We start from the raw sequence: 12,436 nt of genomic DNA, 5'->3' as shown, positions 1-12,436 counted from the left end.
AATACGGTATGGACCTGTACCTGGATACTGCCGAAATAAGCGAAATCAAGGAAATCGCGTCCTGGGGCGTGCTGGCCGGTGTAACCACCAACCCTTCGCTGGTGGCCCGGTCGGGCCGTCCCTTGGAGCCGACCATCAAGGAAATATGCCAGATTGTGCAGGGCCCGGTTTCGGCGGAAGTGGTCTCCACCGCCGCCGCCGATATGGTGGCTGAGGGCCGGCGGCTGGCGGCCTTGAGCGAGCACGTGGTGGTCAAGCTGCCGACCACGGTTGACGGCCTCAAAGCCTGCAAGACCCTCGCGGGCGAGGGCATCCGGGTCAACATGACCCTGGTCTTTTCGGCCAACCAGGCCCTCTTGTGTGCCAAGGCCGGCGCCTGGTGCGTCTCGCCTTTTCTGGGCCGCATAGACGATATCTCGTGGGAAGGTATGGACTTGATTCGCGAGATTGCTGAACTGTTTCAGGTGCAAAACCTGGGTACCCGCATTCTGGCCGCTTCGATTCGCCACCCCCGCCACGTGACCCAGGCGGCCCTGCTGGGTGCTCACATCGCCACCATGCCGGCCAAGGTGTTTCAGCAACTCATCAAGCACCCCCTCACCGACCACGGCCTGAAGGCTTTCCTGGAAGACTGGGCCAAGGCCAGCACCAAGGTCTAGCCCACCAACCCTCACGAACTGGAGATGGAGCAATGCCAAAATCAAGCGCAGCCGACCCCAACGCCGAAGCCCAGGTCACCGTGACCCGTACCGGCAAGAAGATTCGCCGCAAGGTCGAGACCAACGTACCGCTCAGCTATCAGGAGCTCTCGAGCCGCATCCTGCCCGAGTTGCACCTGCTGGCCGCCGAAGCCGGTATTCCCAACTACAAAAAGCTTTCCAAAGATGAGCTGGTGATGCTCCTCCTCTCGCAAGAGGCCAGCGAAGAGGGTCTGGCCATTGCCAAGGGCTATCTGGAGATCAGCCAGGATGGCTATGGTTTCCTCCAGGAAAGCCTCTACACCATGGACTCGCGCTCGGTGATTGTTTCGGCGGGCCTGATCAAGCAGTACCAGCTACGCACGGGCGACTATGTGGTAGGTAAAGCCCGTCCGGCCCGTGAAAACGAGCGCTACGGCACCCTCATGAAGGTGGAGGCGGTCAACAACCTGGACCCTGAGGCCGCCGCCAAACGCCCCAAGTTCGACGACCTGATTCCGCAGTTTCCCGACCGACAAATCATCCTCGAGACCACCGGCGAGGAGTCCTCCAACCGGGTCATTGACCTCCTGGCCCCCATCGGACGGGGTCAGCGGGGTTTGATTGTGGCGCCGCCCAAGGCCGGTAAAACCACGCTGCTGAAGAAGGTAGCTCGAGCGGTCTTGCGCAACGAGCCCGACATCAAGGTGATTGTGCTCCTCATTGACGAGCGCCCCGAGGAGGTCACCGATTTCCGCGAGTCGGTCGAGGGGGCCGATGTGATCGCCTCGACCTTCGACGAGCCCCCGCAGAACCACATCCGGGTGGCGGAGTTTGTGCACGAGCGCAGCCGCCGCATCGTGGAGGAAGGCGGCCATGTGCTCATTTTGCTCGACTCCATCACCCGCCTGGCCCGGGCCAACAACCTGGTCACGCCGCCGACCGGGCGCACCCTTTCGGGGGGGCTGGACTCGGCTGCGCTGCACTTCCCCAAGCGCTTTTTGGGGGCGGCCCGCAACATCCGGGGGGGCGGCTCGCTGACCATCCTGGCCACCGCCTTGGTCGAGACCGGCAGCCGCATGGACGATGTGATCTTCGAGGAGTTCAAGGGCACCGGCAACATGGAGTTGCACCTCTCCCGCCGCCTCGAGGAGCGCCGCATCTTCCCGGCCATTGACATTCTCAAGTCCGGAACCCGTCGCGAGGAGCTGCTGCTGGGCGAGGATGTCATCCAGAAAATGTGGCTCTTGCGCAAGGTTCTGGCCGACATGGACCCTGCCGAAGCCATGGAAATGTTGCTGGGACGACTATCCCGTACCAAGACCAACAAGGAATTCCTTGCAACTTTGGGGGGAAAATAGGTATACTCCCTGCGGAAGTTGGGGGAATCTGGGGTGTTTGGGGTTGGGCGCCCATATCCCCGAGGTTCCAGAAGGAGTCGTTTTCGGGCAGCTCCTTGGCAGTAACGTGCAGCGTTGGAGGTTGACTTTGTCCATAAGCGAACTCTTGAGCAGTGTGCTGGCGACGGGCGTACTCGGTTTACCGATGGGACTGGCCCAGGCTAACCTGCCAGGAACCGAAATAGCGGTGGATTCTCCGGCCCGCAAGGGCTGGGTCTTGTACACCGTTCAGCCCGGCGATACCCTAAGCCAGATTGCGAGCCGCTACCGGGTGGATGCCCGGGCCATCATGTACAGCAGCGGCCTCGAGGGCGTTTCTCTGCGCCCCGGCCAGGTGCTTCGCATCCCCCTGGTCGAAGAGACCCACGACGAATCGCGCCTGCCGCCGGGGGTTCGCACCTACATTGTGCGGCGCGGCGATACGGTACAGTCGGTGGCCAACCGCTTCGACCTGACCGTGCTGGGGCTGGTCTCGGCCAACCCCGGCCTGCCCAGCCTGGATCGCCTCGAGGTCGGCTCTACGCTTTACATCCCCACCGGGGAACCGGGCCTGCTGGTGCGCTTGAAGCAGGGCGAGACCATCCAGGATCTGGCCAGCCGATTTGGACTTTCGGTGACCGAGGTAGCCAAGGCCAACGCCCTCAACTCGCCCACCGATCTCCAGCCCGGAGATCTGGTGCTGCTGCCGGGTGTGCAGGCCAAGACCACCTACGACCGCCTGCTGCAAATCCGCGAAGCCGAGCGCAAAGCCCGCGAAGAAGAAGAGCGCCGCCTGGCCGAAGAGCGCCGCCAGCGCGAGGAGGCCCGCCGCAAACAGCAGGAAGAGCAACGGCGCCTGGAGCAGGCCCGTCTTCGCCAGCAGCAGCAGGTTCAGAGCCAGCCACGGCTTCGCCGGGCCAACGCGGTGGTGGCTGCCGCCGGTTATCGCTGGCCGATGTCAAGTTTTACCATCACCACCTACTTTGGCCGTCGCGGGGTGTTCCAGCGTTTTCACACCGGTATTGACCTGGCAGCGCCCACCGGAACGCCCATCTATGCGGCCCGGGCGGGCCTGGTAGATACCGCTGGCTGGAGTCGCTTTGGTTATGGATTGCACGTGATTCTGGATCACGGCGGCGCCCAGGAGACCCTCTACGGCCACATGTCGCGCATTGCGGTGCGACCGGGCCAGTGGGTGGCCAGAGGAGACCTGATCGGTTACGTGGGCTCGACCGGCTGGAGCACCGGCCCACACCTCCACTTTGAAGTGCGGGTGGGGGGTGCAGCCCGCAATCCGTTGGCCTATCTACCCTGAATTGACCCGGGCCGCTTCTTCGGATTGCCCGTGCGTCCATGTGTATGTCGCATGGGTCGGATGCCTTAGACCCCAAAAGCCCCCTTGTTTGTGAATCATGCTCTAGGAGGCTGGGCGTAAAAGCCTTATGCTACGGAGCCGGAGGAAGGTATGGAAAAAGGAACCGTGCGGGTCAAAACCGGATTCGCTGAGATGTTCAAAGGCGGCGTGATCATGGACGTGGTCAACGCCCAGCAAGCTGAAATCGCGCAGGAGGCGGGGGCAGTCGCTGTGATGGCCCTCGAGCGCGTGCCTGCCGACATACGCGCCCAGGGTGGGGTGGCCCGCATGTCCGACCCAAAGCTGATCAAGGAGATCATGTCGGCGGTCTCGATTCCGGTGATGGCCAAGTGCCGCATCGGGCACATTGTGGAAGCCCAGATTCTCCAGGCCCTTGGGGTGGACTTTATTGACGAATCCGAGGTTTTGACTCCGGCGGATGAGTCCTTCCACATTGACAAGCACGCCTTTACGGTACCCTTCGTGTGCGGGGCGACCGATATCGGCGAGGCCTTGAGGCGCATCGGGGAAGGCGCGGCCATGATTCGCACCAAGGGCGAGGCCGGCACCGGCAATGTGGTCGAGGCTGTGCGCCATGCCCGAAACGTGCTTGGCGCGATTCGGCAGATTCAGGCCCTGCCCCGCGAAGAACTCATGACGTATGCCAAGAACCACGGCGCTCCTTATGAGCTGGTGCTTTGGGTTCACGAAAATGGCCGGCTGCCGGTGGTTAACTTTGCCGCCGGAGGGGTGGCGACCCCCGCCGATGCCGCTTTGATGATGCAACTGGGCATGGACGGGGTGTTTGTGGGCTCCGGCATCTTCAAGTCGGGCGACCCGCGCAAACGGGCCAGGGCCATTGTGCGAGCGGTAACCCACTACAACAATCCAGACGTTCTGGCCGAGGTGTCCGAAGACCTGGGAGAGGCCATGGTCGGTATCAACCTGGACTTCCTGAGCGAAGAGGAAAAGCTCGCCAAGCGCGGCTGGTAGTTTCCGAAAGTCGCAGCACTTGCTCGAATGTCCGGAACGGCCTGCGGGTCGGGCCTAGCGCCAACTTCAGGTGTACAAGCGACATTCAAGGAACCCTCAGCCCTCTGTTGCGTAAAAGCACGTACAACCCCACCCGCAAGGTGAGCAAATCGAGTCAACCCTCGCCTGGACTCGCTCTGCCCCTCTCCTAGCTCGTTGGGGGGGGCTTGGTGGGCTGGCTTAACTGGCCCTTCATGCAAGAAGAAGGTGGGGGTCTTGACCGACCTTTATACGCGGTAGGAAGGGGCTCGAGGGCCATCACGTTTCTGTGGACGTGGAGGGGTATCTCTACGGCGGTGTAATGAGGGGTGTAGGTGGTCGGAGGCGGGTGGTGGGTCTCCAACCCCGGCCCCGCTTCCTGCTTCTCTGCTCCCGCAGATGGTCTAATGCGTTTTCATCCCCAACGCAGCCACCGATCCAGTCAAATGGCTCAAAACATTTGACGAGCGCTCGAGCCGGGCTATACCGTAGAAGGTGCGTTCTGGATTGGTTTTTCAAGCCCTTCAAAGGGGGCGCTTGTACCCGGTTTAGATTATGGCTACGTTACAGAAAACGTAACTTATTTGTGTATGATTGTAACGATATGCAAGCGGAAACCTTTGGCATGGTTTTCTTTGCTGTTACGGCTCTCATCGTGCTGGCCTTAGCCTGGCTGATGCCGCTTCTCAAGCGTCGTCGGCAGGAACAGGAGCTTCGTGCGCTGGAGAGAATGCACCGCTTCGCCCTAAAGCACAACACCTTTGTACGCAACCACTCGGGCGTGCGCTACGTGGTGGTTCTGGGCCAGCAAGGCTTTTATTACATGCTGGGAGGCCAGTTTGTTTCACGCGAGCGGCTATTGAAAGCGCTGGGCGAAGAGCACGAGAAGCAGCTTCTCAAGGCCGAAGGTGAGGAGAGTCGTCATGGCCCGACCCTGAGCCTCATCACATTTCCAGCCTGACCCTGCAGCGCTCAGGTAGGGCCGCTTTAATCGCAGTCCAGCGGCCTCAGGTTGCGGCTTCACCCAACGCCAGATAGGCCTGGACTTTTCCCTTCTATTGCGGATTTTCTGGCTTGCTATAGGATTGGGGATGTGAAAATCGGCGTGATGGCGATTCAGGGTGATTTTCGTGAACACAAGCAGATGCTAAAAAATTTGGGAGTCGAGCCCGTAGAGGTGCGCCTTCCCAGGGACCTGGAGGGTCTGGCCGGGTTGATTGTTCCGGGTGGGGAGTCAACCACGATTGGGATGTTGGCGCGGGAGTATGGCCTCGAGAGTGCGGTGCGTCAAAGGCTTGAAGAAGGTACGCTGGCCGTTTGGGGAACCTGTGCAGGCGCTATCTGGCTGGCCAGGGAGATTCCTGAGCACCCAGACCAGCCCCGGCTGGGCAGTTTAGACATCGCAGTGCAGCGTAACGCCTATGGGCGGCAGGTTGATAGCTTTGAGGAAGACGTAAATGTGGAGGGCTTTGATAGACCCTTTCATGCTTTTTTTATCCGGGCCCCGCGAATTCTTCGGGTTGGGGAGGGGGTGAAGGTACTGGCCAGGCACCGGGATGAAATTGTACTTGTGCGGTCGGGGAAGATGATGGCCGGAACCTTTCACCCTGAGCTGAGTCAGGATACTCGTATCCACCAGCTGTTCCTGGATGTGGTTCTTGATTCATAAGAGGCAATGTTTGGAAAAGATAACAAATATTTTTTTCACTTGCTTGATTATCGTGAATAATATCACTAAATAAAGCCCATTCCGCCACCTGGCCAGGAACATGCGCACTTGACGGATGTCCTCTACGGGGGCATCCCGCAAAGGTCGTAGAATAAAGCGCTCTATGGCTGGACTCGAGAACCGCAAAGCCCGCCACGATTACGAAATCCTGGAGACCCTCGAGGCCGGCCTGGCCCTAAAAGGCACCGAGGTCAAGGCAATCCGGGCCGGCCAGGTTGACTTTACGGGCACCTTTGCCCGCTTTCAAAACGGCGAGCTGTTTCTGGAAAACCTCTACATAGCGCCCTACGAGAAGGGCGGCTACACCAACCACGACCCCCGACGCCTGCGCAAGCTCCTGCTGCATCGCCACGAGCTCAACAAACTTCAGGCCCGGGTCGAGCAGAAGGGTCTGACCCTGGTGCCCCTGAAGATTTACTTCAACGAACGCGGCAAAGCCAAGCTGCTCTTGGCCCTGGCACGGGGCAAGCGGAATTACCAAAAGAAAGCCGATGACAAAAAGCAAGCCCTCCGGCGAGAACTGGAAAGCTGGTAGCGCCCCATTTCAAATGCACAAGGGGAGCATGGGCGGTCAGAGGTGGTCATGGCTCTCCACCACCGACCCCCAGAGATGGTCGCTGGCAGGGTTTGGCCTTTTACCCACGAATACTTGCGCTTCTAATCTGAGCCGAGTAAAACTGTAGCGACTGGACTCGGGATGCGGCGCTTATTGTTCCTTGGATTGATATGGCTCGGCCTGGGCTGGGCGCAGTACGAAAACCGTTTGCTGGTGGGTTTTCAGGAGACCCAGGCCATTTATCCGGGCGGGGGCTCGGTGGCCTTCGGGCCGGCCCGGTTTATCGCCGAAGCCCTCGGGCTGGGCTACCTCGAGGCCTCTGGCAAGGTGTACCTGAGCCTGGGCAGCCGGGTAGCGGTTTTTGGCATCAGCAGCCAGGGTGCAGATGCCGCCCGTTTGTTGAATGCCTACCGCTACCAGGGGGGCCTGTGGGTTCCGGTGCGGGAGCTGGCCCGGAATCTGGACCTCTACTACCGCAACGACTATGGCGCGCCCGTGCTGGCCCTGCGCCCGGCGCGGCTACTGGAGGTGCAGCGGGCTGTGGTGGGCTCGAGCGAGCGCTACATCCTGCGCTTTGACCGCGATGTGCAGGTGCGGCTTCTGGCCAACAACCCCCCGCGTCTGGCCCTGATTGGGGTGCGCGAGGTGCCGGAAGCGCCGCCAAATTCGGCCATCAGCTTCAGCCGGGAGGACTGGGGCACCGAAATATATCTGCCCCAGGGCAACGACCCCCCTCGCCTGTTGTTTCTGCCGCGGCAGGTCATGGTGGAGCGGGGTGCTCAGAGCCGGTTGCCCAGGGTGGTGCTCGATGCCGGCCATGGCGGGGCCGACAGCGGGGTGGTGGTGGGCGGTCTGCAGGAGAAAGACCTGGTTTTGAGCGTGAGCCAGCGCCTGCAAAAACTGCTCCAGGGCAGGCTCGAGGTCATCCTGACCCGCAACGCCGACCGCGCCGTGCCGCTGCTGGCCCGGGCCCAGTACGCCTCTTCGGCCCAGGTATTTATCAGCCTGCATGCCGCTGCCGGCAATCGGATAACGGTTTACAGCCATCCCGAAATACAAACCCTGCGCCTGCTGGAAAAAGGCCGTGAACTCTCGGCCCGCACCCCTGCCAGCCAGCGAGCGCTGCTCGAGCGCTACGTAGCCGCGCCCGGCTCGGCGGCGCGGTTTGCCCAGGCCGTTGCGGAGGGTTTTGCCGCCGCCGGGATGGTGGCCACCCCCAGTCAGGATGCCATGTATGTGCTCTCGATGGCAGGCGGCGCGGCCATTCTTGTGGAGGTGGGCTTCGAGCAGCTTCGCACCCCCCAGGGCCGCGAGCAGGTGGCCGAAGTGCTGGCCAGGGCTGTTTTCTCTTACCTGGGGCTGCCCGAAGCAACACCCCCCACCAACCCCAACGCCCCCGGAGGAAACCGGCCATGAAACAAATATTTAGCCTGACCAACCTGCTGGGGCTGGCCGTGCTGCTGCTGGGTGGCTGGGCGCTCTGGTCTCAGCAGGGCGAGGTGGGCTCGAGGTCCTTAAACCTGCCCTCCGATTTGGAGAACCAGGGACCCCGTGTGCTCAAGCTGCACTTTGCCAAAGATACCGGGGATGGGCTTCTCGTGGAGGAGCGCACGGTGCAGATTGCCGAGGGTGAGTATGTGCTGGGCCGGGTGATGGACGAACTGGTGCGGGGGCCCCAGGTGCCGGGCGCAGCACCCCTGGTTCCGGCAGGCACACCGGCCCCCACAGTTTTCTTGCGAGACAGCACGGCTCTGGTTGACTTTCCTGCAGCCTACGGTCGGCTCAACTACGGCACGGCGGGTGAGCTGGCCCTGATCTACGGCATCACCAATACCCTGCTGGAGTTCAAGGAGGTGCAGCAGGTCAAGTTTTTGCTGGAGGGCAAGGAAGTCGAAAGCCTGGGGCACCTCTCCCTTCTAGACCCCTTCAAACGACAGTCCCAGTGACTGGATTCAACGGCCAAGGGCCGATCATCCATAAGTTCAGAAGCCTGACCAACCGATAATCCGTCAGATGAAGATCGAGCGACTAATCCTGCAAGGTTTCAAATCGTTTGGGGAGCGTACCAGCCTCGAGTTTGGCCCCGGCATTTACGGGATTGTAGGGCCCAACGGTTCCGGCAAGAGCAACCTGGTGGAGGCGTTGCGCTGGGTGGTGGGGGCCCGGGCCCGGGAGCTGCGTGGCGAGGAGGCGCTTTCGCTCCTGTTTCATGGCTCGGACGGCAAGGCCCCGCTGGGGTTTGCCGAGGTCGGGCTGGAGCTTTCGGGCAGTGGTCGGCGGATCAACCTGACCCGCCGCCTCGAGCGCGACGGCAGCGGCGAGGTGCGGCTCAACGGAGCCCGCAGCACCCTGCGGCAGGTCGAGCAAGCCCTGATGGGCACCGGGCTTTCCCGCACCGGTTATGCCATTGTGGGGCAGGGCGAGGTGGGGCAAATTTTGCAGGCCGCGCCCGAAGTGCTGCTTTCGTACCTGGAGGAAGCAGCGGGCCTGCGGGCCGTGGCCCAGGCCAGCCTGGCCGCCCGCGAACGCCTGGAGACGGCCACCCACGAGCTGCAAACCCGCGCCCAGGAGCTTGGCGAGCGCAAGAGCGCCGTGGCCGAAAAAGCCCAGCAGGCCGAGGCCGCCCGCAAGGCCGCCAGCCTGGCTGCCCGCAGCCTGGTGCTGCGCCGCAGCGTACTGGCCGCCCGCATCCGCGAGGCCGACCAGGAAGCCAGGGCCGCCCGCCAAAAAGCCTGGGCGCTGGAGGAGGAACGCAACGCAGCCAGCCGACGGCTGCGCGAACTGGAAAGCGAAAAAAGTCAGGCCCTGGAAGCTCTGGAAGCGGCCCAGAATGCCCACAGCCAGGCCCTGCGGCAGGCGGAAGCCCTGAGCGGTGAACTGCGCCTGGCCGAGCAGGAACGGGCCAATCTGGAGGCCCTTCTGCGCCGCCTGGCCCGGGACCTGGGCGAGACCGAGGCCCGCCAGACCCGGCTGCGCGCGCTGCCCGAACCGGTGGCCCCCAACCAACCCGAGCCCAGCCCCGAGGCCCTCCAGGGCTACCAGCAGCGCCTGCAAGCGCTCCAGACGGCCATCCAGGCCGAGGAACGCCGACTCAGAGCCGAGCAGCAGACTTTTGAGCGCTACCTGCAAGCCCAGGCCACCTATGAGGCCCGCAAGCTGGCCTACGAGCAAGGCCAGGCCCAGCGGGCCGCCCTCGAGGCCGACCGGCTTCGCCTCGAGGCCGAACTCCACGCGCTTCAGGAGCGGCTCAGGGCTGCCCAGGCCCGCCAAACCGAGCTCAGGGATCAACTGAACAAGTGGGTTCGGCAGGAGGGCCAGGCCCAGAGCGAGGCCCGCGCCGCCGAGGCCGAGGCCCGCCGCCTCGAGGCCATGCTGCGCGCCGGCTCCGACCTTGCCGAAGGCCCCAAGCGGGTGCGCGAGGCGGGCATCCCCGGCCTGATGGGGGTGGTCGCAGACCTGCTCCGGGTGCCCGCGGGCCTCGAGCTGGCCCTCGAGGTGGCCATGGGCGGGCGCATGCAGTGGGTGCTGACCGAACACGAGCAGGCTGCCCAGGAAGCCGTTCAGTACCTCAAGCGACACGGGGGCCGGGCCACCTTTCTGCCACGCACCCTGTTGCGCTACCGGGAGCGGGAGCGCGACTGGAGCCGGGAACCTGGGGTGGTAGGGGTGGCCCGCCAACTGGTGGAGCTACCGGCCTGCCCCGAGGCCCTCCCCACCCTGCTGGGCGAGACCCTGGTGATGGAGAACTTGGACCAAGCCCTGGCCCTGGTGCGCGCCCACCCCAATCATCCCCGCCTGGTGACCCTGGAGGGCGAGCTGCTGGAGGCCAACGGGGCCATCACCGGCGGGCGGGTGCAGCGGGGTGGGCATATGCTCACGCTGCGACGGCGCTACCAGGAAGTAGAGGCCGAAGCCCGGCGCCTGGGGGCCGAGGCTGCGGCTTTGCAAGCCCAGACCCAAAACCTGCGGGCCGAGCTGGCTGGCCTCGAGCTGCCCTCCCTGGAGCGCCGCCAGACCGAGCTAGCCTCCGAGTTGAAAGCGGTGCAGTCCAGCCTGGCCCGCCTCAAAGAGAACCCGGCCCCGGAAGCTCCCGAGCCGGTGACCCCGCCCCGGCCCGAAAACCTGCAAGAGCTACAGAGAGAGCGCGAAGCGGTGAATGCCCAGTGGGCCCTGGCCCGCGAAGCCTCCGCACTCTGGCGGCGCTACCGGGAAGACTTAGGGCGCTACCAGCAGGCCCAGCAGGAACAGGCCGAACTGGAAGCCCGGCTGCACCAACTACGCGGCGAGCAGGCCGAACTAGGCCAGAAGCTGGCCGCAATCCAGGCCCGCAAGGCCGGGCTCGAGCAGTCCCAGCAAAGCCTCAACCTGCGTGAGCTGGAAGGGGCCTTGCTGGCTGCCCGAACGCGCACCCGGGCTTTAGCCGAAGAGGAGACCCGCCTTGTAGGGCGTACCAATCAGCTCTTGACCGACCTCGAGGCCCTCCACCTGACCCAGGCCCGCCGCGAGGCCACCATCGAGACGCTCCAGCAAGAGCTGGCCGAGCTACCGCCGGGGCCGGTGGAGGAGGGCTCCTCGCGCAGCCTGGCCCGCACGCTCTCGGAAACCGAAGCCGCCCTGGAAGCCTTGGGCCCCATCAACCACCTGGCCGAGCAGGAGTATGCCCTGCTGGCCGAGGACATCCAGAAGCTCGAGCAAGCCTTGCAGGAAGCCGAGGCGGTGGTGCACAAGCTCGAGGCCGAGCTGCACCGGGTGGAGTCCGAATACCGGGAGCGAATGCAGCAGGTCTATGGGGTGTTCAAGGAGAAATTCGCCCACTATGCCGGTGCGCTGCTGGACGCCCAGGTGGAGCTCGAGCGCACCCCACACGGCCTGGAACTCCTACTCAAACCCGCCGGCAAGCGCACCGTAAACCTCAACCTGCTCTCCATGGGCGAGCGCACCATGGGCGCCCTGGCCTTCTTGTTCGCCCTATCGGAAATAGGGGAGAGCGCCAGCGGCCTGCCCATTGCGGTGCTGGACGAGGTGGACGCCCCCCTCGACGAGGCCAACATCCAGCGCTTCTGCCGCTTCTTGCAGCACTTCAAGGGCCAGACCCAGTTCATCCTGGTCACCCACCAGAAACGCACCATGGAAGCCTGCGATGCGCTCTATGGCGTGACCACGGAAAAGGGCCTGAGCCGGGTCTACAGCATCAAGCGCGAGGAAGCCCTGGCTTAAACGCTATCTTGAGCGGATTCTGGGCGCTAAGCGCAGGATGGGCGCGTGGTCTTTAGCCTCTGCCCAGGCCCGGACAGTTGCCGCCTGGAAACCAGGAAACATGCGCCGGGCCCAGAGGCAATCGGCCACGCCCTTGAGATAAAACCCAACACAGGGGCGCAAGCCCAGCAGGGCAGCGCCAGGATTCATGGCCCCGTTGCGGACGTCCGTCGGGTAGGCGCGGGGTTTAGGGCCGGCTACGTGTTCTTAATTCGGGCACGGCAGATCCGCTTCCTCACCGCCAACCAGCCAGCAAACCTCCTTTTTCAAGGTTCTGGCGAAGCGGGGGCTGTGCTCGGCCAGGGCCCGCCACTCGTCCAGGGTATAAACCAATGCCTCGGTGGGCACGGGCAGCTCTTCCAGTGGGAGGTGCTGGGTGCGCTGCCAGGGAGGAAGGCTCGAGGCCGCCACGAGCAGCACCAGATCGAGGTCACTGCCCACGCCGTGCTCGCCCCGGGCGTAGGAGCCAAAGTA

Annotated in this window: 11 protein-coding genes; 10 read left to right on the top strand and 1 reads right to left on the bottom strand. The window is 63.5% G+C overall.

Annotated features, from left to right (window positions below; genetic code table 11):
* Window positions 1-8: 8 nt before the first annotated feature.
* From fsa to NZN28_RS07105, 10 genes are all read left to right on the top strand, one after another.
* Window positions 9-659 (top strand): fructose-6-phosphate aldolase, encoded by a 651-nt coding sequence (fsa, locus tag NZN28_RS07150; RefSeq protein WP_295396630.1) that lies wholly within the window; start codon window positions 9-11, stop codon window positions 657-659.
* A 101-nt stretch (window positions 660-760) separates the two neighbouring features.
* Window positions 761-2,038, top strand: coding sequence for a transcription termination factor Rho (gene rho / locus NZN28_RS07145; RefSeq protein WP_295396672.1), 1,278 nt, complete (start codon window positions 761-763; stop codon window positions 2,036-2,038).
* A gap of 184 nt (window positions 2,039-2,222) precedes the next feature.
* Window positions 2,223-3,371, top strand: a complete 1,149-nt coding sequence (locus NZN28_RS07140) for a peptidoglycan DD-metalloendopeptidase family protein (RefSeq protein WP_295396670.1) — start codon at window positions 2,223-2,225, stop codon at window positions 3,369-3,371.
* A 150-nt stretch (window positions 3,372-3,521) separates the two neighbouring features.
* Window positions 3,522-4,403, top strand: coding sequence for a pyridoxal 5'-phosphate synthase lyase subunit PdxS (gene pdxS / locus NZN28_RS07135; protein WP_295396628.1), 882 nt, complete (start codon window positions 3,522-3,524; stop codon window positions 4,401-4,403).
* A 622-nt stretch (window positions 4,404-5,025) separates the two neighbouring features.
* Window positions 5,026-5,382 carry a heme exporter protein CcmD gene (locus NZN28_RS07130; RefSeq protein ID WP_295396626.1) on the top strand — a complete coding sequence of 119 codons (357 nt, stop codon included), beginning with the start codon at window positions 5,026-5,028 and terminating at the stop codon, window positions 5,380-5,382.
* A 147-nt stretch (window positions 5,383-5,529) separates the two neighbouring features.
* Window positions 5,530-6,090 (top strand): pyridoxal 5'-phosphate synthase glutaminase subunit PdxT, encoded by a 561-nt coding sequence (gene pdxT, locus NZN28_RS07125; RefSeq protein ID WP_295396667.1) that lies wholly within the window; start codon window positions 5,530-5,532, stop codon window positions 6,088-6,090.
* A 163-nt stretch (window positions 6,091-6,253) separates the two neighbouring features.
* Entirely contained in the window at window positions 6,254-6,685 is a 432-nt protein-coding gene (gene smpB / locus NZN28_RS07120) for an SsrA-binding protein SmpB (protein ID WP_295396624.1), read from the top strand.
* 162 nt (window positions 6,686-6,847) lie between these two features.
* Window positions 6,848-8,122, top strand: a complete 1,275-nt coding sequence (locus NZN28_RS07115; protein ID WP_295396622.1) for an N-acetylmuramoyl-L-alanine amidase — start codon at window positions 6,848-6,850, stop codon at window positions 8,120-8,122.
* Window positions 8,119-8,652 (top strand): GerMN domain-containing protein, encoded by a 534-nt coding sequence (locus tag NZN28_RS07110; protein ID WP_295396619.1) that lies wholly within the window; start codon window positions 8,119-8,121, stop codon window positions 8,650-8,652. The genes NZN28_RS07115 and NZN28_RS07110 overlap by 4 nt, the downstream gene beginning before the upstream one ends.
* Before the next feature lie 67 nt (window positions 8,653-8,719).
* Window positions 8,720-11,923: an AAA family ATPase gene (locus NZN28_RS07105; protein WP_295396616.1), complete on the top strand. Its 3,204-nt coding sequence runs from the start codon at window positions 8,720-8,722 to the stop codon at window positions 11,921-11,923.
* Between the two features lie 246 nt (window positions 11,924-12,169).
* Here the strand turns inward: NZN28_RS07105 and NZN28_RS07100 are convergent.
* Window positions 12,170-12,436 (bottom strand): nucleotidyltransferase domain-containing protein (locus tag NZN28_RS07100; protein ID WP_295396614.1); only part of this gene is annotated, 267 nt, incomplete at its 5' end.

The sequence above is a fragment of the Meiothermus sp. genome, from assembly GCF_025056915.1.
GTDB lineage: Bacteria > Deinococcota > Deinococci > Deinococcales > Thermaceae > Meiothermus.
Note: the sequence above shows the minus strand (reverse complement) of the source record. Positions and strands in the feature narration are given on the sequence as shown.

Excerpts from the sequence above, each read along its gene's own strand:
- fsa (WP_295396630.1), top strand. The coding sequence starts at position 9 with ATGGACCTGTACCTGGATACTGCCGAAATAAGCGAAATCAAGGAAATC.
- NZN28_RS07140 (WP_295396670.1), top strand. The coding sequence starts at position 2,223 with ATGGGACTGGCCCAGGCTAACCTGCCAGGAACCGAAATAGCGGTGGAT.
- NZN28_RS07130 (WP_295396626.1), top strand. The coding sequence starts at position 5,026 with ATGCAAGCGGAAACCTTTGGCATGGTTTTCTTTGCTGTTACGGCTCTC.
- pdxT (WP_295396667.1), top strand. The coding sequence starts at position 5,530 with ATGGCGATTCAGGGTGATTTTCGTGAACACAAGCAGATGCTAAAAAAT.
- NZN28_RS07110 (WP_295396619.1), top strand. The coding sequence starts at position 8,119 with ATGAAACAAATATTTAGCCTGACCAACCTGCTGGGGCTGGCCGTGCTG.
- pdxS (WP_295396628.1), top strand. The coding sequence starts at position 3,522 with ATGGAAAAAGGAACCGTGCGGGTCAAAACCGGATTCGCTGAGATGTTC.
- NZN28_RS07105 (WP_295396616.1), top strand. The coding sequence starts at position 8,720 with ATGAAGATCGAGCGACTAATCCTGCAAGGTTTCAAATCGTTTGGGGAG.
- smpB (WP_295396624.1), top strand. The coding sequence starts at position 6,254 with ATGGCTGGACTCGAGAACCGCAAAGCCCGCCACGATTACGAAATCCTG.
- NZN28_RS07115 (WP_295396622.1), top strand. The coding sequence starts at position 6,848 with ATGCGGCGCTTATTGTTCCTTGGATTGATATGGCTCGGCCTGGGCTGG.